This is a genomic window from Bacillus inaquosorum KCTC 13429 (assembly GCF_000332645.1).
GTDB classification, from domain to species: domain Bacteria; phylum Bacillota; class Bacilli; order Bacillales; family Bacillaceae; genus Bacillus; species Bacillus inaquosorum.
The window spans coordinates 107599-128754 of sequence record NZ_AMXN01000010.1; the positions used below are offsets into that span (position 1 = coordinate 107599).

General features: G+C 42.9%; 22 protein-coding genes and 1 riboswitch. Of the genes, 2 read left to right on the forward strand and 20 right to left on the reverse strand.

The features are described 5' to 3' along the window. Nucleotides 1–46 precede the first annotated feature (46 nt). From BSI_RS01340 to BSI_RS01310, 7 genes are all read right to left on the reverse strand, one after another. On the reverse strand, nt 47–631 hold the full coding sequence (locus tag BSI_RS01340; protein WP_003230533.1) for a genetic competence negative regulator: 585 nt from the start codon (nt 629–631) through the stop codon (nt 47–49). Between the two features lie 158 nt (nt 632–789). Then, nucleotides 790–1569 (reverse strand): metallophosphoesterase, encoded by a 780-nt coding sequence (locus BSI_RS01335; RefSeq protein ID WP_004398162.1) that lies wholly within the window; start codon nt 1567–1569, stop codon nt 790–792. Nucleotides 1570–1652: 83 nt separating this feature from the next. Then, on the reverse strand, nt 1653–2096 hold the full coding sequence (locus BSI_RS01330; protein WP_004398163.1) for a YpbF family protein: 444 nt from the start codon (nt 2094–2096) through the stop codon (nt 1653–1655). 63 nt (nt 2097–2159) lie between these two features. Continuing rightward, nucleotides 2160–2912, reverse strand: coding sequence for a LysM peptidoglycan-binding domain-containing protein (locus BSI_RS01325; RefSeq protein ID WP_004398166.1), 753 nt, complete (start codon nt 2910–2912; stop codon nt 2160–2162). Further along, nucleotides 2863–3465, reverse strand: a complete 603-nt coding sequence (locus BSI_RS01320) for a CPBP family intramembrane glutamic endopeptidase (RefSeq protein WP_004398167.1) — start codon at nt 3463–3465, stop codon at nt 2863–2865. Before BSI_RS01320 ends, BSI_RS01325 begins: the two co-directional genes overlap by 50 nt. A gap of 26 nt (nt 3466–3491) precedes the next feature. Then, nucleotides 3492–4982, reverse strand: coding sequence for a RecQ family ATP-dependent DNA helicase (locus tag BSI_RS01315; protein ID WP_004398169.1), 1491 nt, complete (start codon nt 4980–4982; stop codon nt 3492–3494). Next, on the reverse strand, nt 4975–6033 hold the full coding sequence (locus BSI_RS01310; RefSeq protein ID WP_004398171.1) for a YpbB family protein: 1059 nt from the start codon (nt 6031–6033) through the stop codon (nt 4975–4977). The genes BSI_RS01315 and BSI_RS01310 overlap by 8 nt, the downstream gene beginning before the upstream one ends. Before the next feature lie 265 nt (nt 6034–6298). Here BSI_RS01310 and BSI_RS01305 point away from each other — a divergent pair, with 265 nt between their 5' ends. Continuing rightward, nucleotides 6299–6547, forward strand: a complete 249-nt coding sequence (locus tag BSI_RS01305; protein ID WP_003225461.1) for a ferredoxin — start codon at nt 6299–6301, stop codon at nt 6545–6547. Between the two features lie 38 nt (nt 6548–6585). On the opposite strand, the gene fmnP is transcribed toward BSI_RS01305, so the two are convergent. Further along, entirely contained in the window at nt 6586–7158 is a 573-nt protein-coding gene (fmnP, locus tag BSI_RS01300) for a riboflavin transporter FmnP (protein WP_004398177.1), read from the reverse strand. A 152-nt stretch (nt 7159–7310) separates the two neighbouring features. After that, nucleotides 7311–7445: riboswitch (FMN riboswitch) on the reverse strand. A gap of 206 nt (nt 7446–7651) precedes the next feature. On the opposite strand from fmnP, the gene serA reads away from it, so the two are divergent. Then, entirely contained in the window at nt 7652–9229 is a 1578-nt protein-coding gene (gene serA, locus BSI_RS01295; protein WP_004398181.1) for a phosphoglycerate dehydrogenase, read from the forward strand. A 43-nt stretch (nt 9230–9272) separates the two neighbouring features. Here the strand turns inward: serA and aroD are convergent, their stop codons facing one another. The 12 genes from aroD to BSI_RS01240 form a co-directional block, all read right to left on the reverse strand. Further along, nucleotides 9273–10040, reverse strand: a complete 768-nt coding sequence (gene aroD, locus BSI_RS01290) for a type I 3-dehydroquinate dehydratase (protein WP_004398182.1) — start codon at nt 10038–10040, stop codon at nt 9273–9275. A gap of 112 nt (nt 10041–10152) precedes the next feature. Beyond that, complete coding sequence (locus BSI_RS0121715) at nt 10153–11262, reverse strand: GerMN domain-containing protein (RefSeq protein WP_032732352.1); 1110 nt, start codon at nt 11260–11262, stop codon at nt 10153–10155. Further along, on the reverse strand, nt 11198–11782 hold the full coding sequence (gene sigX / locus BSI_RS01285) for an RNA polymerase sigma factor SigX (RefSeq protein ID WP_004398184.1): 585 nt from the start codon (nt 11780–11782) through the stop codon (nt 11198–11200). Before sigX ends, BSI_RS0121715 begins: the two co-directional genes overlap by 65 nt. A 203-nt stretch (nt 11783–11985) precedes the next feature. Continuing rightward, complete coding sequence (gene resE, locus BSI_RS01280) at nt 11986–13755, reverse strand: sensor histidine kinase ResE (protein ID WP_004398185.1); 1770 nt, start codon at nt 13753–13755, stop codon at nt 11986–11988. Next, the gene (resD, locus tag BSI_RS01275) at nt 13752–14474 is read right to left on the reverse strand and encodes a DNA-binding response regulator ResD (protein WP_004398187.1); all 723 of its coding nucleotides are present in this window, start codon (nt 14472–14474) and stop codon (nt 13752–13754) included. Before resD ends, resE begins: the two co-directional genes overlap by 4 nt. An 81-nt stretch (nt 14475–14555) precedes the next feature. Further along, nucleotides 14556–15731, reverse strand: a complete 1176-nt coding sequence (gene resC / locus BSI_RS01270) for a cytochrome c biogenesis protein ResC (RefSeq protein WP_004398189.1) — start codon at nt 15729–15731, stop codon at nt 14556–14558. 19 nt (nt 15732–15750) lie between these two features. After that, nucleotides 15751–17379 carry a cytochrome c biogenesis protein ResB gene (gene resB, locus BSI_RS01265; RefSeq protein WP_004398191.1) on the reverse strand — a complete coding sequence of 543 codons (1629 nt, stop codon included), beginning with the start codon at nt 17377–17379 and terminating at the stop codon, nt 15751–15753. Further along, complete coding sequence (gene resA, locus BSI_RS01260) at nt 17376–17915, reverse strand: thiol-disulfide oxidoreductase ResA (RefSeq protein ID WP_004398193.1); 540 nt, start codon at nt 17913–17915, stop codon at nt 17376–17378. The genes resB and resA overlap by 4 nt, the downstream gene beginning before the upstream one ends. Nucleotides 17916–18009: 94 nt before the next feature. Continuing rightward, a complete protein-coding gene (gene rluB, locus BSI_RS01255; protein WP_004398195.1) occupies nt 18010–18744 on the reverse strand; it encodes a 23S rRNA pseudouridine(2605) synthase RluB in 735 nt (244 codons plus the stop codon). A gap of 90 nt (nt 18745–18834) precedes the next feature. After that, the gene (gene spmB / locus BSI_RS01250; protein WP_003223896.1) at nt 18835–19371 is read right to left on the reverse strand and encodes a spore maturation protein SpmB; all 537 of its coding nucleotides are present in this window, start codon (nt 19369–19371) and stop codon (nt 18835–18837) included. A 4-nt stretch (nt 19372–19375) separates the two neighbouring features. Further along, nucleotides 19376–19966, reverse strand: a complete 591-nt coding sequence (gene spmA / locus BSI_RS01245) for a spore maturation protein SpmA (protein ID WP_004398197.1) — start codon at nt 19964–19966, stop codon at nt 19376–19378. Continuing rightward, entirely contained in the window at nt 19954–21102 is a 1149-nt protein-coding gene (locus tag BSI_RS01240; protein WP_004398198.1) for a D-alanyl-D-alanine carboxypeptidase family protein, read from the reverse strand. The genes spmA and BSI_RS01240 overlap by 13 nt, the downstream gene beginning before the upstream one ends. Nucleotides 21103–21156: the final 54 nt, after the last annotated feature.

The following is a 21156-nucleotide window of genomic DNA, read 5'->3' on the forward strand; positions in this document are numbered from 1 at the left end:
TTAACGAAAAAAAACTGCTGTGAAATCAGCAGTTTTTCGTGCGTTCTTATGAAAAATGAGTCTGTATCGTCTCGACGGCATTACCGTCCATAATGAGCTTACCATACTCTTGCAAGCGATAAATCGTTAAAGTTGTCGGATTGCCGTATTCAGCAAGAACCGCCACAACCCCCTCAGCCGTATGTGATCCCAGGTCTTCAAGGCTTAAAAAGTACTGTCCGTCATAGTGGTAGACAGTTCCCCCTGTGATACCGATTCGCTGTAAGCTTTCTGAAAGCTGAATGATATCTTCAAAGGAATGGAATTGATAAATGATGTCCGCGCTTTCATCAAGCTTGACTTGCATTTCGATGTAATCATCATCATACTCATCGTCTTCTGAATCGGCGTCTTGGTTCTTTGTTACGATCACTACCATCCCTTGTGCTTGGAGAGAATACACTTCCACTGCAATCGGTCCATTCGCTTCAAAGCCGAGCTCTGTATTAGCTTCATTCATCATATCTTTAAATAACTGGTGGACTTTAAATGAGTCCTTCCAGAGGTCTTCTTTTGTCAATCCCCGGTCTGTCAAATCATCGAGGGTTAAAAAGATTTTGATCTTATTATAATTCAGACGCTCAAGCCGCATAACGTTCCCTCCTGCCTCTACTTGCACACAAATCATATAACACATTATATGAGATGATGAGTCATAGGTTCTTAATTGTTATCAGTTTACACTGAGTTCACTAGTAAGACAAGCACAATGCAGTTTTTATTGCCTTATGGATTTTTGCTTTTGAGAAGTTATTCTGGCGCGCAAAGAGTCACAATGTGCGTTTCCGGCTCAGCACCTAAACGAAGAGGCACTTTTGTTGTGCCATATCCATTGCTGATCAGGTACGCCGCATTTTTAATCATGCCTGTTTTTCCAAGTTCATACGGGCCGAATTTTCCAAACCTGATCTGACCGCCATGGGTATGTCCGCTGAATATCGCATCAATACCATCAGCTTCATTGATTTGTTCATGGATCTCCGGGTTATGGCAAACCAGAATATTCAGCTGGCTTTTATCGAGTTCTTTAATGGCTTCCTCATAATGATCCATTTCCATCCTGATATCATCAACTCCGGCAATGCCTATCGTATGGCCTTTGTACGAAAACGGAACTGACTCATTCCTCAGAGTGATGACACCATGCACTTTGAATATAGAATACAGTTCATGCTGCCTGACTTCATAATCATTATTCCCCCACACAAATACGACAGGGACCCCGATAGCCGCGAGCCTTTTGATGTTTTCCTCGATTCTCGTACTAGACACTCCGCCCTCAGCTAAATCACCGCCGATGATAACAAGGTGAGGGGCATGGCTTCGCGCTTTTTCTAAAAGATCTTGATCGATGAGACGCTTGTGAATGTCTGAAATAAAAAAGATTGTAAGAGGCGGCTTGCCCTTCATTTTTGATAAAGGAAATGTATGTGTTTTCAGATGGTTGCCTTTTGCTGTTGAGTACATTTTTGCCGTCATTGCCGCTGCCGCCACAGTTAGCACTCCGGCAATTTTCACTGATAGCTTCATAAAAACTCTCCATTCTTTTAGAACTTATCAATAAGACGGACAATAAAAAAAGACGTTTCTATCGTTTGAGAAAACGCCCCATTTTATTTACTTTCAAAATATAGATTTATGTCATATTTGTGCTTCATCATTTGAAAGACAGACTCTCTCGCCTTCCATTTATCCGGCTGCGGCCAAAGGTCAGTGCTTTTCTGAATAATTTCGCATCTCAGTTTATGGAAATCACCCTCAGCTTTTTCTTCCTTTTTCTTAAAATAATATGAAGTGCAGTATGCAAAAGCGGTTGCCATCATCCAAAATAAATAAAAAGTATGGCTAAGCATTTCTTGAAGAACGAGCTGAGGCGCCGGGCTTTTGATCATGATCATCAGACATAATAAACCCAGGCAAATGAGTGAAGTCCATCGCCACCTGCGGCACTGTGCTGCATAATTTTCAAATTTTCGTTTTCGTTTCACCAGTGCTTGGAGCATCTGTTTGGTCGGCGCGTCTGTAAACTGATCCAGCTGATTCCATAAAGATTCCATACGCTTCACACCTTGTCCATTTTCATTGCTACAATATATGTGTGTAAAATAAAAAAATGCCCTTTAATCCACCAAGGGGATGTCCAATACTTGTCCGGTGTAGACATCATTTCCATTTAGATGGTTATACGCACGAATTTTTTCTTCTCCTGACCTGCTTTTATAATACTTCATGGAAATGCGGTACAGCGTTTCTTTCTTCTGGACGGTGTGCTTGACAACGCGTTTCGGCTCGGGTTGAACTGGTTCAGCCGGCTGTTGTTCTTGCCGGGCTGCTGTTTGTTGAGAAGAGGAAGCAGCCGCGGCGGTTGCTTCCTCCTTATTTGCTGAGTCTTCTTTTTCCGCTACAGCAGGCTGTTTCTGATCAGTTGTTGTTTTTGCCGGCTCTTTTGCCCTTGTATCCTCAGACTTTTTTTTTGACTCTTGCTGCAGTGCAGTCTCTTTGGTCTCTTTGGTCACTTTGGTGTCTTCGTTATCTTTTTTATCCGCTGATTTCGGCACAACCTCATATTTGCTTTGGCTGCTGTCGATAAAAACATCTTCATAATCATCATGATTATCCGGGTGGCTTTTGAGATAAAATAAGGTCACTAAAACGATAACCGGCACAAATACAAATAATACAGCGAGTACAGTGAATAATGGCGTTTTTGTTTTGCCTTGCTTTTTTTTCTGTTCTTTTTGATTTTTTACAGATTGTCTTGTCGGAAGGCTTTCTCCATCATCATCAACATAATCGTCCGCCAATGCGGCGGCGTTTTGATCTTCATAAAGATTCTGGGCTTTTCTTCTCTCTACTCTCGACATGTTCGTCATGTATATCCCTCCTCACATGTTCAAAACGAATCTGGCAGGCAAACACAGCATCAATGATAAAATGTGCCGTCACCGGAACAAATAAGTTACCGGTCCATTCATATATCAGGCCTAGCAAAAAGCTGACTGCTGTCACCATGATAAATAACAGCCATTTTGACAAATATCGAAAGTGCAGAACGGCAAATACAATGCTGGCCGCCCATAAACCGATATGAGTCTGAAGCACTCCTCTGAATAACATTTCTTCCGCGAAAGCAATCAGAAGCGTTAAAAATATAATATGAGGGATTGACCTCTTACTGAATATTTTTTTATTGATTCCGCCGTCATCATATAAATGAGGCGGACACCATTTCATTACTGCCATATCGGCTAAAATAACAATAACCGCAACAGAAACACCATACCATATGATTCGCATATCGCTAATATCCCAGAGCTTTAGTACGTCCCTTGCATCCGCAAAAAAGAACAATCCAGCTCCAGCTGCGACGATGATGATCAAAAGCTGCGTCAAATATAACTGCTTCAGCATATCACGGTCAGACATATACTGAATGAAATCCTTTTGCTGTTTCAGTTCAGCTCACCTACAGTCTGCAAGCTGAATATCCGTTGCAATTCCGAACTCCAGCTGTCTAATGGCGCCTTTTTACTCCGTTCTCCTTTTTGTTCATACAAGGATAGATCAAAACCGCAATGTGAACAGCACGGGAGGTTTCCGTCATCAGGCTCGTATGATTCATCAAAATAGGTTAACATAGATTGCCTTAAACAGCCATCACGCTGAAGCAGAAAAGATACGCGGCGCATTTTTTCCAGCTTCAGCTCCATGCGATATGAAATCTCCCGCTTTATCAGTTCAACTGATGTTTTCCCCTGCATAAAGAGATGAATCATCATACGGGCTTGTGTCTCTCCGACACCATACTGCATTAAGACATCACGCAGCCTTCTCTCATCCCGCTCCTCCGTCTCCTCAAGCACACGGATCACATTGGCGATTTCCTCATCTGTAACACTCTCCATTTGGATAATCTGCTCCTGCAATTCAAAATCCCCTGGCGCCCGCAGCAAAATGCTGACACTAGGTTTTCCATCGCGTCCCGCTCTGCCGATTTCCTGCATAAAAGCTTCAGCCGTCTGCGGGAGGTGAAAATGAATCACATATCTGATATCAGGTTTATCGACACCCATTCCAAACGCATTCGTACAACATATCACATCAAGCTGGTTATGAATAAACTGCTGCTGAATTAAAATCCTGTCGCCAGACTCCATACCGCCATGGTAAAAGTCGGCTCTGCTGCTCGTTTTGCTTTTAATTTCACCCGCTAATTCCTCAGCCCATTTCCGTGTCGGGCAATAAACAATTCCCGGACCTTGCAGGTTTTCAACCAGCTGAATGACCCTATTTATTTTTTCGGCAGTATCTGCCGCATTTTCCACCCTGAGAGCGATGTTTGGGCGATTGACTGAGTTGAGATGCCGTTCGGCATGCTGCAGCTCTAGCAGGTTCATGACATCTTGCAGCGTATCCTTTGTAGCTGTAGCGGTCAATGCCAGAACGGGCGGGTGCCCAAGTTTTTTTCTCAGCTGCCCGAGCTTTGAATAGTCAGGTCTGAAGTCGTGTCCCCATTCAGATATACAATGCGCTTCATCAATTACGAATAAGCTGATCGGGACACTTTTCAATTTTTCCAATACATATGGCGACCGCAAAGCCTCAGGAGACAAGTACAAAAATTTATAGCGATGAATATGCTCCAAAACGAATTGTCTTTCCTGCCTGCTAAGCATGCTGTTCAAAGCGGCCGCACGCTTCTCACCACGTACTTTCAGCTGCTGTACCTGATCCTCCATTAAAGAAAGCAATGGAGAAACGATTAATACCATGCCGTCAAGCATATAGCCAGGCAGCTGGTAGCAAAGCGATTTTCCTCCCCCAGTCGGAAGCATCGCAATGGTATCCTTCCCGCTAAGTATGCTTCTAATAATGTCCTCCTGCCCTTTTTTAAAGGAAGTAAAACCAAAAAACTGATATAACGTTTGCTGTAATTTAGTCATATTGCTGCACCTGCTTCGTCAATGCCAGTCTGATTTGAAAGTAGCTGAATTGCTGCTCCAGGCCGTCGCGAATTTGTTTGATTTTGTTCGTCCGCATCCGCTTGGCAAACGCTGCAATGTGGAGCTGGTCTTCCGCTGATACATAGTCATCAATCATAAACGCAGGCTCATGGAGAGAAATCTCGACAATATGGTCTTCGATCGTCGCTGTTTTCAGCTTTCTGATTTCGGCAATTCGCTGTATCGGGATCCCTTGTTTGACCATCTGCCATGTTTTCCTCGTTGACTCTGTCAGGGCATTCTCTAAATACACATCAGAGAGGAGGTCCTTTAACAGAGAATGCTCACACTCCGGAAGAGAATGAATAAAATAATGTACCGAAGCCCAAAACATGACATAAACATACCATTCATCTTCTTTCAGCTTGTCAGCAAGCTGCCTGCTCGTATAACCGATCCTATCATGCGAGGTTAAGGAGTAGACAAAAATTTGCGCTGCTTTGTCATCAATCTTATGCAAATTCTCCTCCAGCATAGCAAAAAGGCTGTTTGCCATCTTTATATGATCCGTATTCCGGGACAGGTATTTCTTTACCCAGTGAAGTGTCTTATAATCGTTTGTGACAGGGATATACTGCCTGCTCCCTCGCTGTTTATGAGATAAGACTTGCACAAGCAGCGAAAGCCTTTTCCAAAGTACGCCAGCAGCCTGCTGGTAATAAGCGCCGTGGCAGTGAGCGGGCCATGGCCGCTCATTGAGAGCATGACTCAAAGCTGCTGCGCCGCTGGCTGTCACCTTGTATGTATCTGTTTCAGGCATTGGTTCGAGATATGAATGCTGTTCAAGCTTGGTGAGTGACGCTGAAATATCGCTTCTCGAACATTGCTGAGCCATTCCAAAGTATTTTGCAGTCTGAAATAAGCCGGCATCTTGAATGGTTTGTGACGATCTTTTGCCTTTGAATAGGTGAAAAACAGCACTTCCCGACCGTTCTCCGTTTATTTTGCAAAGGCAATCGAGAACCATAATATCGAAGTAATTTAATGACAACCTATCCACCCACATTCTTCCTGACAAAAATCGTTGATTTGCTCTTTTTATTTTAACAGATTTTAAACAGAAATCGACGTTTAAAGTCATCATTAAGGGGGATGTTATGTAGATAACCCCTTATATGATAAGCATTCTCAATCATTTTTCTGTTGAAATGTGGCAGCAACATCATTACAATAAGTAAGAGGAATAGGTGTTAAATTGATTAAATATAAAGATTGATCCATTTGTTCCACCAAGAACAATCTGGGAGGTTTTATTCATGGCAAAGTACACAATCGTAGACAAAGATACATGTATTGCATGCGGCGCTTGCGGAGCTGCTGCACCAGACATTTACGATTACGATGATGAAGGCATCGCGTTCGTAACGCTTGATGAAAACAAAGGCGTTGTCGAAGTTCCTGAGGTACTGGAAGAAGATATGATTGATGCATTTGAAGGATGCCCTACTGATTCCATCAAAGTGGCGGATGAGCCATTTGAAGGCGACCCGCTTAAATTTGAATAGAAGTAACAAAAAAGCTCCCCTGCGGGAGCTTTTTTTATTTAATGGATATGCGCGCTTCGCTGCTGTTCAATCCATGGCTTAAGCTTGATGAAAATAAGTGAGAATACTATTGTAATCACAATGCCTTTTATGATGTTAAACGGCAGGATACCTGCGACGACCGCTGTTTTCAGCGCGCTGTCAGATAATGCCGGTGAATGTAAAAACCACGTGTACGCCGGAAGAATCAGAACATAATTTAAAATACTCATTAAAATTGTCATCGCTGCAGTTCCCAGAAGCAGACTGACAGCCAAGCCCTTTGCTGAGTTCAGCTTTTTAAATAGGAAAGCAGTCGGCAATATAAAGAGTGTTCCTGCGATAAAATTCGCAATTTGTCCTACAGGAACTCCGGCCATGCTTCCTTGAATGATATATTGAAGAACGTTTTTTATCGCCTCTACGGCAATACCCGCCAAAGGTCCGTAAATCAGAATGGCAATAATAGCGGGCACATCGCTAAAATCAATTTTTAAATAATCCGGAAGACCCGGAAACGGGAAATTTAACAGCATCAAAACAAATGCAATGCTGCTCAGCATACTAATCACAACTAATTTTTTTACTTTCACTTTACTCTCTCCTTTTCGATCACATCTTACTCGAAAACGGAAAGGTTCTTTTCCAGCCAATAAAAAAACCGCTTCATATATAAAAGCGGGGTTTCGAAAATTAGGCTAGGCAAAGAAACGTTTGAAAATCTAATTTCAAAACGCTTATGAACCTCCATCTTCTCCCATCCAGACTATACTGTCGGCTCCGGAATCTCACCGAATCCTGCTGTAAAAACAGCTCGCGGGCTTAGAGCCATCGGCTCATCACCGCCGGTAGGGAATTTCACCCTGCCCCGAAGATTGATCATATGAATTTAGTTCCATTATAAACGATAACTGGTTGGCTGTATAGAGAATTGCTTCAAATTATATATAATACTTGAAAGCTGTAAAAACATTGATTTTCAAGCTTTGCTTTTATCCTTTACTGCGTCAATACACGTTGACACTCTATTGAGAATATGTTAAATTATCAGATATTTAGTTTGTCAATTTAGGAGGAAATCTAACGATGTTTCGAGTATTGGTCTCAGACAAAATGAGCAACGACGGCTTACAACCACTTATTGAATCAGACTTTATTGAAATCGTACAAAAAAACGTAGCAGATGCAGAGAATGAATTACATACTTTTGATGCTCTTTTGGTTCGGAGCGCGACAAAAGTAACAGAAGACCTTTTCAAAAAAATGACTTCTTTAAAAATTGTCGGAAGAGCCGGTGTCGGTGTAGATAATATCGACATTGACGAAGCGACTAAACACGGGGTAATCGTGATTAACGCTCCAAACGGCAACACCATTTCGACAGCTGAGCATACATTTGCGATGATCTCTTCTTTAATGAGACACATTCCTCAGGCTAATATCTCAGTGAAATCCAGAGAGTGGAACCGCACAGCTTATGTCGGTTCAGAGCTTTACGGAAAAACACTTGGGATTGTAGGATTAGGCCGAATCGGAAGCGAAATCGCACAGCGTGCGAGAGCGTTCGGTATGACCGTTCACGTTTTTGATCCCTTCTTAACTGAAGAAAGAGCAAAAAAAATCGGCGTAAACAGCCGTACATTTGAAGAAGTGCTTGAAAGCGCGGATATTATTACCGTACACACGCCTTTAACAAAAGAAACAAAAGGCTTATTGAATAAAGAAACGATTGCAAAAACGAAAAAAGGTGTTCGCTTAATTAACTGTGCGCGAGGCGGTATTATCGATGAAGCAGCACTTCTCGAAGCTTTGGAAAACGGGCATGTTGCCGGAGCGGCGCTTGACGTTTTTGAAGTTGAACCGCCAGTTGACAATAAACTCGTTGATCATCCATTAGTCATTGCCACTCCTCACTTGGGAGCATCGACTAAAGAAGCTCAGCTGAATGTCGCGGCTCAAGTGTCAGAAGAAGTTCTGCAGTTCGCAAAAGGTCTTCCTGTGATGTCAGCTATCAACCTTCCTGCCATGACAAAAGATGAATTCGCTAAGATTAAGCCTTACCATCAAATCGCAGGAAAAATTGGCAGCCTCGTATCCCAATGCATGAAAGAGCCGGTACAGGATGTTGCCATTCAATACGAAGGCACAATTGCCAAACTTGAAACATCGTTCATTACAAAAAGCCTACTGTCAGGCTTTTTAAAACCGCGCGTTGACTCAACTGTTAACGAAGTCAATGCCGGGGGTGTCGCAAAAGAACGAGGCATCAGCTTCAGTGAAAAAATTTCCTCTTCTGAATCTGGATACGATAACTGCATCAGCGTAAAAGTGACAGGAGACCGCAGCACCTTTACTGTGACGGCTACGTATATTCCTCATTTCGGAGAGCGTATTGTCGAGATCAACGGATTTAATATCGATTTTTATCCGACGGGTCACTTGGTATATATCCAGCATCGGGATACAACAGGTGTCATCGGCCGAGTAGGACGTATTCTCGGAGATAACGATATTAACATTGCAACCATGCAGGTTGGCCGTAAAGAAAAAGGCGGAGAAGCCATCATGATGCTTTCCTTTGACAGACATCTGGAAGATAAAATTGTGAAAGAACTAACAGATGTTCCTGATATTGTGTCTGTAAAGCTCATTGACCTTCCATAATCAAAAAAACTCAAGCTGTATAGCTTGAGTTTTTTTGATTGTTCTATACTCGTATGTTTTTGTGCAAAATGTCTAAGACACTCCTCAGCTCAGAAACAGGTATCTGACCAGGTGCCGACGCCTCTTCTCCCGCCCCAAAAGTGCAAGCTGATCCAAAAACCTCACCGCTCAGCCTGCTGATCAGTCCTGTTCCAGCCATTGACATTGTAATGATTGGACGGTCTGCATATTTTGTATTCATTGTATACGTCGCATCAAGCAGCGTTAAGAGATCTCCTGTATCATTCGGCATGACAGCCATTTTTGGAATATGCGCCCCTAAATCCTGCATTTTCCGAAGTCTCGAAAGAATCTCATCTTTCTCAGGCGTTTTCTCAAAATCATGATTCGACATCACCACATAAACATCGTTTTCTTCCGCCAGCGATACTAACGCTTTCACATTTGCATCTCCTGAAAATAATTCAATGTCAATCAGATCGATGTTTTTTGTTTGGACTGCCGCCTCCAGCAAAGCAAGATAGGAGCTTTCGTCCATTTCCATGCTCCCTCCTTCTTTATGGGTTCTGAATGTAAATAGAAACAGCTTGTCCGCTAAAGACTCCCGAAGCTTAGAAATCATTTTTGTGACGGCTTCTACGTCATTTGCTTTTTCAAAAACGTCGACTCGCCACTCCACTATGTCCGGATTCAGCAATTTTACAGCTTCTGCTTCATTCAAAATTTGTTTTTCCGTTGTTCCCATCAGCGGAACGATAATTTTCGGCATCCCTTCTCCGATGGAAACTCCTTTGATTGTTAACACGTTCACTCGTCTCAAATCCTTTCAATCGTTACCTTGTTTTATTATACACGCACAACTTTTTTTTGAAAATTTCTATTATATGCAAAGCAACTAAAAAAGAGCCTGAAAGGGCCCTTTTTTAGTTTATGGAAATCGGATTTGGAGCAGCTGGTACCGGAATAGCATCCGATACGTCATATCTGCCGATTTTTTTTGTTCTGGTTTCCGTAAAGGTCACTTCTGTAAAACCAAACTCCTTTGCTGTTAAAAGTAGTCCCTCAAGCATTAAAATACCGGCAATAGAATCCTCAACTTCTGAGTCTTTTGAGAAGTTGATATATAAGTGTTTCTGTTTCTTCGTTACAGATTGGACAGCCCCCTCCTGAATAAGAGGTGTTGTATCTTTTTGGCTGCTCGATTCCATTTCCTTAACCGCTTCTTTTACTGTATCGAATGTTTTTTCTGACGGAACGAGAAAGTCTTGTCCTTGTTTATTTTGGTACAAGTAGTAGGCTCTTTTCGACTGTTTTGGAATAGGAATTTCCGTAAAAGTGCCATATGAACCAATAACGGCCCCGTCCTCATTTTTTTGATCCGATAAAAATTTTATTTTTTCATAAGGACTCCACTTTAAGGATTCTTTCAGCAGTTTTTTTAACAGTGTATCATCTTTTACAGAAAAAGCCGTAATGAGCTGATGGACTCGTATACTTAATTCCTTTTGCTTTGGTTTTTCCTTTATCTCTACTTCATCTATGAAGGATGGAATCGTAATAGGATGATCAAGGATATCCAATTCACTACTTTTAGACAGCATATCCTGTATCGTTTGGTCTGCGTTTGTTTTTTTGATGCTGATGGGTATAATTGCGGATGTTTCGGCATCAGCAATCGCTACAGTGGTGTAATTGTTCTGTTCCTTTTCAGGAACAACAAACGATGTCTGATCCAGGGATAATGCAGCTTTTGGGCTGTCTGCTGTCTCAGTTTTCATCACAGCGTTCTCTTGGGACGCATCTTTTTGTTGAGGTTGTGCCTGATCAAAGAAATGAGGAGAAATAATGAAGGCGATATAAACCGCAATTGCAGTGGCACACGCGGGGCCAATCCACCTAACAGCGGGCTTTTTTTTACTTTTAGCCATCGTCAGCAGCTTGTAAATATCCTGAGGCGAACGATGGTCTTTAACTGCCGGAAGTTGACTTAACAACTCCTTTATCTGTTCTTCGTTCCAATCTGACTTCATCATCCATTAGCTCCTCCCTCAAAAGCTCCATATGTTTCCGAAGTACTTTGAGCCCTCTGTGTTGGGTCGTTTTGACTTTGCTTTCCGAGAAGCGCAGAGCATTGGCTGTTTCCTGAATTGAATATCCCTGAATAAACCGCAAGATAATCACAGCTCTTTGATCAATCGTACATTGATCAAGCGCAGCATAAATTTCCCGGACATTCTCATGTTGAACCGCAAGTTCGTCCGGAAGCAATTGCTGATCTCTGACATCCTGTGTATCCCAATCAAACGTGCCGAGTATACGCTGTCTGATCGTCTGCTGTTTACGGAACCAGTCTATCGCAACATGGCGTGCGATCGACAAAAGCCATGTTTTTTCACTGCTTCTTCCTTCAAACGTATGGTAAGAATTTAATACCCGGATATAAACCTCCTGAAGAAGATCTTCTGCCTGGCTTTTATCCTTTACCATATAAAATAAAAATTGATACAAATCTTGATGATATGTTTCATATAACAATTGAAAGGTTTCTTCCATTTGAAACCCCTCCGTTCACTTTTTTGTCGTATTAATAGCTTGAAAAGTTACATTACAACTATATTACGAGAAACTGGAATTTGGAAGGGAATTTATATTAACATATCCTTAAATTTTATTAATATTGGCTTTTAAAAAAACACCCGCTTAATCAGCGGGTGTTTCTTATGGAACAAGATTCTTCGGCAAATTCAGACCAGATTTTATGGTTTTGTCGGAATATAAAATGTAAATGTCGTTCCTTTATCCATTCGGCTGTGCACCGTAATCGAACCGTTGTGGGCTTCTACGATATTTTTAACGATAGCCAGCCCAAGCCCGGTTCCTGCTCTGCCTCTTGTCCGCGCTTTATCTGCCTTATAGAACCGCTCAAAGATAAATGGTAGGTCTTCTTCCGGTATGCCGGATCCAGAGTCTTTGATATCAAATTTCAATCCATCCTTCACAGAATGGACTGCAATGGAAACACTGCCCCCGGATGAAGTATGCCGTAGCGCGTTATCGATCAAATTGGTAAATACCTGCTCCATCTTGTCTTCATCAAACATAAACTCCTCTTCTGTGAGAGAAATATCTTGATGTAAAGCAATATTTTTTTCTTTAGCAACGCCGGAAAATTTCCGAATGATCTTCTCTAAAAATTCATTGACGTTGATATTTTCGTAATGCAAGCCTGTATGGCCTGATTCCATTCGGGCTAAATCAAGCAAATCATTGACTAAGCGGCCCATTCGCAGCGATTCATCATAAATGATTTGGGCAATTTCTTTCCGGTCTTCCTCGGAGCTTGCAATGTCATCGACAATTGCTTCACTGTATCCCTGAAGCATGGAAATCGGTGTTCTAAGCTCATGGCTGACATTTGCGATAAAATCTTCACGCAGCTTATCAAGGCGGCGTTCTTCAGTCATGTCGCGCAGCACGGCAACCGCTCCTCTGACATGCGATTCCGCATAAAGCGGCGACATCAAGAGCACCCATGATCTGCCTTGCAGCGTCATCTCAATCATTTGTTCTTTTTCAGTGCTGACAGCGTTTTGGAACAGCTCTTTTGCTTCAGGCGGAAGGTTATCGCCTTCTTTGATATTCATATTCTGCTCATAATACCAAGCCTGAAGAAAACGTTCAGCCGGCGGGTTTGTCACAAGAATCGTACCGTCAATATTAATGGTAATAACCCCGTCAGCCATACTGCTCAAAATGTTAGAAAGCTGTTCTTTTTCTTGATTGAGCGCATTAATATGAAAGTTAAGCTGCCGGCCCATTTGATTAAAAGCGGTTGCCAGTTCACCGATTTCATCCTGAGTTAAAATCGGGATTTTTGTATCGAACTTGCCTTTCGCCAAGTCTTGTGCGCCCTCTCTCATTTTTCGAAGCGGATACGTGACCCTGCTTGATAAAAAGAAAGCGAAAAACGTTGTCAGTACAATTGCAATTCCCGCGGCCAGAAAGATATAGCGGGTCGTGTGTTTTGTTGTATCTTTAACGGCAAGCAAAGACTGGGATAAAAAGACCATGCCTTTCTTTCCGTCTTTTTCATACGGGACACCTACAATCAGGCGTTCATTATCCGTGTCTGTATTGCTCAGCACCGTTCGTTTGCTTACTTTTTTATGATCTTGGAGAGCATTATTTAAATCTTTGTCATGCTGTATTTGCTCAACCGTAATGGACGACAGGCGATTTTTATCATTCGGAGAATACCAATACTTTTTCTCATCCTGAATGATGGCAATGCTTGTTAAGTTATCAGCGAGCTCCCAAGTGATTGATCTTGCCAGTGCCTGGTCCTCGTGATTTTCTATGATGACAGCAACTTTATTCGCAAGCTGTGTTAAATCATTCTCGGCTTCTTCCACATGGTAATTTTCAATAAATTCGAGCAAAAGAACCGTCAAAATGAATAATACGATCAAGACGAGTGAAAGGATCGTAAACCACAGCTTGCCTACTACGCTTTTCCAAAATTTCATTCAGCGCCTACCTCAAATTTATAGCCTACACCCCATACGGTGACAATTTTTTTCGCAGCTTCCGGAGATACCTTATTCAGTTTTTCTCTCAAGCGTTTGACGTGAGTGTCTACTGTCCGCAGATCACCAAAAAACTCATATTGCCACACTTCTTTCAGCAGCTTTTCCCGATCATACACTTTATCAGGTGTTTTCGCTAAGAAGTATAGAAGCTCATACTCTTTAGGCGTCAGACTTACTTCTGTTCCATCAGCCGTTACACGGTGAGCATCATGGTCAATGGACAGATGTGAAAACACGAGCACATTTTTCGTCGGTGTATTGGCATTGAAATAAGAGGTTTGGGATGCTCTTCTCAAAAGGGCCTTTACCCGCAACACGACTTCTCTCGGGCTGAACGGCTTGACAATATAATCATCTGTTCCCGCTTCAAACCCCTGCACCCGGTTTGCTTCTTCTCCTTTTGCGGTCAGCATGATAATTGGTGTCGCTTTTTTTTCACGAACTTGCCGGCACACTTCAATTCCGTCAGTCCCCGGCATCATCAGATCAAGCAAAATTAAGTCATAATTGGCTTCAAGCCCTTTGGCAATGGCTTCATCACCATTTTCCGCTTCGTCTATGACATAATTTTCACGTTCAAGATACATTCTTAAAAGGCGGCGAATTCTGGCTTCGTCATCAACTACTAATATTTTGGTTTCGTTCGTTTGGTCCATCGTTTTCCCCCTGCTTTCCTTCTGTTACTTTCATTTTATCAAATCGTGAGAAAGTTTGAGAATTGTGTCGCTTTCTTAGGACTATGCATAAGAATGAAGTCCGGCAAGCACTAGATTTACGAATATTAAATTAAACATTATAATAGCAAAACCGATTACGGCCAGCCATGCTGACTTCTCACCGTGCCAGCCTCTTGACAGTCTTAAATGCAAGTAAGCGGCATAGAACAAAAACGTGATCAGCGCCCATACTTCCTTCGGGTCCCAGCCCCAAAATCTGGTCCACGCGAGCTGAGCCCAAATCATCGCAAAGATCAGCGCCCCGAGCGTAAAGATTGGAAATCCGATCGAAACGGCCCTGTAGCCAACTTCATCCACCAGATCAAGATTGACGTTTTTCACCAGCGGATGTAATAGAGCGCTGATTCTTTTTCTGATGATCAGACGAAGAACTCCGTACAAAACAAGGCCTGCTCCAAATGACCAAATGACGGTGTTCACCTTTCTGCCTGAGAAAAGGGCGGGAAGCTCAGCAAGCGGCTCCATTCTCCCCTCGGTCAAAAGCTCTCCCTGATGCGGGCCGACAAGTGCAGGCATTTCGTACACCATCACACTTTTTTCTTTATTTTTATCCACCCAGTTAAACTCCGCTTCATAGCCTGCAAGACGAAATGCCGATGTGATCGCAATAAAGGCGACGGTTGTGACCAGGATAAACATAATCGCTTCAAGCCAGAACGTTTTTTTGCTTGGTTTTGTCTGGTCTACATGCTTCAAAAGAAAGATGACACCTGCGACAAAGCTGATAGCAAGTATAGCTTGCCCAAGCGCTGCTGTTGTTACGTGAATATACAGCCAATTGCTCTGCAGCGACGGAATTAAGGGCGAGATATCCGTCGGAAACATGCTGGCGTAAGCAATCAGCAATAAAGCAATTGACAGCGTAAACAGACCTAATGAAGGCAATCTGTAGATAAAATAAAGAATAATAAACGCCAAAACAAGCATCATGCCAAAGGCGGTGGTGAATTCAAACATATTGCTGACTGGTGCATGGCCGCTGGCAGCCCACCTTGTGATGAAATATCCCAGATGGCAGAGAAAACCGATAATAGAAAGGGTGATTCCAATGTTGGCCCATCGGTTAGGCTTGCCCTTTTTACCTTTATTTCCGCGTATGGCCCCGCCGAAAATCGGGACAGCGATTAAATACACGAGAAAGGCCGCATAAAGAAAATTTCCGCTCAACTCCGCCATGACATCACTCCCTTTTCGCCTATTTCTGTGTTTTGATTAATTCTTTTTGGTCCTCCGGTTCAGTCAGTCCGGAATCAGCCAATGCAAAGGCTAAATCCTTCTTCAGGCCATACCAGTTTTTATTCGTATGCCCTGCCACCATGACTGCGCCATCCTGTGAGTGAAGCCAGATTCTTCGGTGCTGCCAGTACATACCCTGAATAACACCGATCATAAAAATGGCTCCGCCGACAGCAAGCACCCAGAGTGTCAGATCCTTTCTGACTGTGAGACCGGTAATGTTTTTCGTTTCTACATGGTCAAATTTCAGCTTATATTTATTGCTGTCTGAGCCTTCGATTGTTTCTTGGATGGCGACAAAGCTTTTCTCACCCTTCGGTTTGTCCGGCGTTATGATATTAAAGACAAAAGCCGGATTGTTAGGGATCTTTGTTTTCGTGCTAGGCTCTCCGTCCTGATTAAAATAGAAGTCTGGCAGGTAGCTGGCGATTTCCACTTTGTAACCGTTGCCAAGATCATAAACCGAATCTGGATCCAGAAGGTTGACCTTTAAGCTCCCAAAGGATTTTTTTGTTTTTTTGTCTATCAGCTGAAACACCATTTGATCAAGCTGATTCTCTTTATAATCCACCTGGTAAACGGAAAAAGAATCAAAACGCAGCGGCTGATTGACACGAATGTCCTCTTCTGTTACTTTTTTCAGCTTCGGCTTCTCACCATAAACAATTTTTCCTTCTCTCTTGTAGAGTACGGCATCTGTTTGAAAGTTCTTTGCCACTTTCCCGTCCCCGACTCTGTCAATCGCATCTGCGAATACCTTTTTTTCCGTTTTGCTGTTATAGGTCTCTACGCTGAATTGATTGTTTTTCAAATAATATTTTCCGTCTGTTCCCGGAATGGCTGCGGTTTCGCCTTCTCTAACCCAAAGCGTCTCATCGACGTACATGCCAGGCACAAATCTCAGCATTGCACCGATCAGAAAGATAATCAATCCAATGTGGTTGACATACGGGCCCCAGCGGGAAAAACGCCCTTTTTCGGCAAGAATGCTGCCCTCTTTTTCTCTGATTCTATAATGTTTTTTCTTTAAGAGAGCAACAATCTGTTCTTTTGCTTCTCCGTTAAGTACAGTATCCGTTTCACTGAACAAGCGCTGCCTTCTTAAAAAAGCAGGACTCCTGCGGACACCTTGGTTTTTTAACGCTCTGTACAACGGAATGACCCGGTCGAGGCTGCAAATCACGAGTGAAATGCCGATTGAGGCAATGAGCAGCAAATACCACCAGGAACCATATAAATGATGAAACCCGAGCAAATAATAAAGCTGGCCAAACGTGCCGTACTGCTCTTTGTAATAGGTATCAGCCTGTGCACCCGGAGGCAAATAGGCTTCTTGGGGAAAAATGGTGCCAAACGCTGATGCGGCAAGGGTTATGACGATAAGCCATATTCCCACCTTAACCGAAGAAAAGAAATTCCAAATTTTATCGATGATCGTTTTGTTATAGGTTTGTGAACGCCTTGCGCTTCCGTCATATCTCATATCAGCAAGCGGAGGCTGAGTTTCCTGGAGAGCTCTTCCGCACGATTCACATAGAACGGTTCCGACCGGGTTTACATGTCCGCATTCACATTTGACTTGCTTCATCCCGAAGTCTCTCCGGGTTTTATCAGATTCATATAATCATGGATCATGCTTTCTGTCATAGTGCCGGTCACCACCTTGACAACTTTTCCTTCCGGATTGATTAAAAAGGTTGTCGGAAGCGGAGATACGTCATAGGCATCAAGCACTTGGCGATCCGTATCCAGAACAACCGGAAAATTGACTCCGTAGGATTTCATAAAATTATGTACTGCTATCTTTGACTCCCCAACATTTATCGCGACAACTTCAATACCTTGGTCTTTAAAATGCTTATATTGGTTCGCCATATAAGGAAATTCTTTCTTGCACGGTTCACACCATGTACCCCAGAAATTCAAAAAAACACCTTTCCCTTTTAAGTCACTGAGCTCGATACGTTTCCCATTCGTATCTTCAAGGACAAAATTCGGTGCGTCGGACCCTTCGGATATACTCTCTTTGCCGGCAAATACAGCGTTGTAAATTGTATAGCCAAGTGCACAGATTAAAACGAGAAGGATGCCGGTCCGAATGAATAAACGCCTTTTTTTCTTCATTGTCCACTGCCCCCTTCCCCCTATTGCAGATCCATTCAATTATATCATTGCACGTTCATTTCACATTTCTTACTTTTTGAAGGTTATGTGAAATTTAGAAAGCGTTTTTACCGTGCTCCGCCAGCGCTCTAAGTCTTTTAACTTCATGCGGCGTCAGCTCTCTGGCATCTCCCGTGTGCAAGCCTCGCAGGTTTAAAAACGCGTATTCTTCACGCTTCAGCTTGATTACCTCATGCCCGATCGCTTCGAACATGCGGCGCACCTGTCTGTTGCGTCCTTCATGGATGGTCAGCTGAATAATGCTTGTTTGCTTTTTCTTATCCAAAGACAGCAGCTTCGCTTTAGCAGGCGCCGTTTTGCCTTCTTCCAGCCTAATTCCGCGCTCCAGCTTTCTGAGCAGCTCTTTAGGCGGGATCCCTTTCACCTTCGCCACGTATGTTTTATCTATTTCATACTTAGGGTGCATCAGTTTATTGGCAAACTCGCCGTCATTGGTTAACAGCAAAAGACCGCTCGTATCATAATCCAGACGCCCGATCGGGTAGATGCGCTGCGGGATTTCTTTAAAAAAGTCCGTCACGACTTTGCGCCCTTTGTCATCTTGGGCTGCAGAAATAACGCCTCTTGGTTTATATAAGAGAAAGTAAACCGGCTCTTCGCGTTCAACCTTTAACCCGTTTACCTCAATCTGATCAGAACCGGTGACCTTAACACCAAGCTCTGTTATTACTTTGCCGTTCACCTTTACTTTTCCTTCTTTAATCAGCTCTTCTGCCTTTCTGCGCGATGCAACTCCGGCATGAGCAATTACTTTTTGCAGTCTTTCCATGTCTTTCACCTCAAGTATTATCTTACTTTTTTCAACCTTAACAAACAAGCTTTTTCAAATTTCTGTGCCAAATCCAAAAAAACGCCGTTTTCAGGCGCTCCCAAATAATAACGTAACGATGATGATAGATGCAACTACACCGATTAAATCAGCAAGAAGTCCCACCTTTAACGCATCACCCATTTTTTTAATGCCGACCGCTCCGAAATACACAGTCAGTACGTAAAGCGTGGTATCTGTTGATCCCTGCATGACGGAAGCCAGCCTGCCGATAAAGGAATCGGGCCCGTATACTGCAATTAAATCTGTCGTCATGCCGAGTGCGGCCGTACCAGAGATCGGGCGGATCAGCGCAAGCGGAACCACCTCAGCAGGGATGCCGATAGCGGAGAAAACCGGTTTTAAAAGGTCCATTATAAAATCAAGCGCGCCTGATGATCTGAAAACTGTAATGGCGACAAGCATTCCGACTAAGTAGGGGATAATGGAAAAAGCGATTTCTATCCCTTCTTTTCCGCCTTCAACAAACGACTCATATGTGGGAACCTTTTTGATTGTTCCATAAAGAAGAATTCCGGCAATAATGATCGGAATCATGGCTAAAGACAGCCAGTTGATGATTTCCATCCGCTCACCTTCCCTTCTTTTTGCGGCGGTAATAAAAATACCGGTCAATGATAATGGCGCCGATTCCAGAAATGAGTGTCGCTAAAATGCTCGGTCCGACAATATCTGTCGGCGTTTTGGAGGAATAGGCCATTCGAACAGCAATCACCGTTGTCGGAATGAGCGTGATGCAGGACGTATTGACAGCTAAAAAAGTAATCATCGACCGGCTTGCTTCCGATCGGTTTCCATTCAGCTTTTTCATTTGCTCCATTGCTTTAATGCCAAGCGGAGTTGCCGCATTCCCGAGGCCGAAGAAGTTCGCCATGAGATTAGATAAAATGTAGCCCATCGCCGGGTGATCCGGCGGTATATCAGGAAAAAGCTTAGATATAAAAGGCCTGCACATCCGGCTGAAAATATCCAAAAGCCCCGCCTGCTCGGCTATTTTCATTAAGCCAAGCCAGAAAACAAGCACGCTCATCAGTCCGAATGAGATTGTAACGGCTTCCTTCGCACCCTTAAACACGGCTTCATTTACATCTTGCAGAGTTCCGTTGCACATCGCAAAAACAAGTCCGATCACAGTTAAGCTGACCCAAATTATATTGACCATTTTGCCCCGCCAGCCGCATTCAGAAAGATGGATTTAAACGTTTCAAAAAATTGTTTTTTCGGTTTTTGATGTCGTTCATTTTCATAATAGATCGGCACTTTTGCGATGGTTTCATCGTTGAACATGATCTTCATGTGTCCTACGATGTCGGGAATTTTTGATGCATCTTTCTCCCATGCTTTTTTCGGCTTAAGCAGCGTGGTTCTAATTTCGACATCTTCTTTTTCTTCTTCGGTTAGCAAAAAGGTGATGTCACGTTTGATAAAAGCCTTAGATTCATAAAATGTGCCTTTCAGCTTTGGAATGTCCCCTTTTTTCGCGATTAAATAGGTTTTATAATGATCAAACACATAGTTAAACATATTCATATGATCATCCCAATCGTCAGGGTCATTTATGGTAACGGCGATCAGGTCAATGCCGTCCTTTGAGGCTGTTGAGACCAGTGTCCGTTTTGCAAGTTTTGTATAGCCTGTTTTTCCTCCTGTGCTGTATCGATAAAGCATGGTCAGCAGTTTATTTTTGTTTTTCCAGACACTTTCCATCGTTTCTGCTTTGTATATTTTTGTGCCTGAAATTTTTTGATAGTCTTTCAACTTCATAGCGTATTTTGTTAAGATGGCCATGTCATAGGCTGTTGAATAATGGTTTTCATGGTCGTCCAATCCGTGCGGATTTTGAAAACGGGTATTCTCCATACCAAGCTGCTCGGCTTTTTGATTCATCATATAAACAAATCCATCGAGGCTTCCCCCGACATGCTCGGCAATCGCAACAGCGGCGTCGTTTCCTGATCTCAGCATCAGGCCATACACAAGATCTTTTAATTTCACTTTTTGCCCTTCTGTTAAATAAATGGCAGAGCCTTCTGTTCTGACAGCATTTGCCGAAACCGTCACAGTTTCCTCCATTTTGCCGGATTCAATGGCGAGAACGGCCGTCATGATTTTTGTGATGCTTGCAATCCGCCTTTTTTCATGCTCATCCTTGGCAAATAACACTCTGCCTGAATCTCCATCAATTACTATCGCGCTTTTTGCACTAACATCTATAGCCGCATGTGCTGTGTTCACATTTACATTTGCAAATAGAAAAAAAATCATGACCATGAAGACTGCTTTTTTGAAAATGCGCATGTTTGCTCACGTCCTTGTGGTGGTTTGTACAAGTTTATGCGCATGTCCATCAGT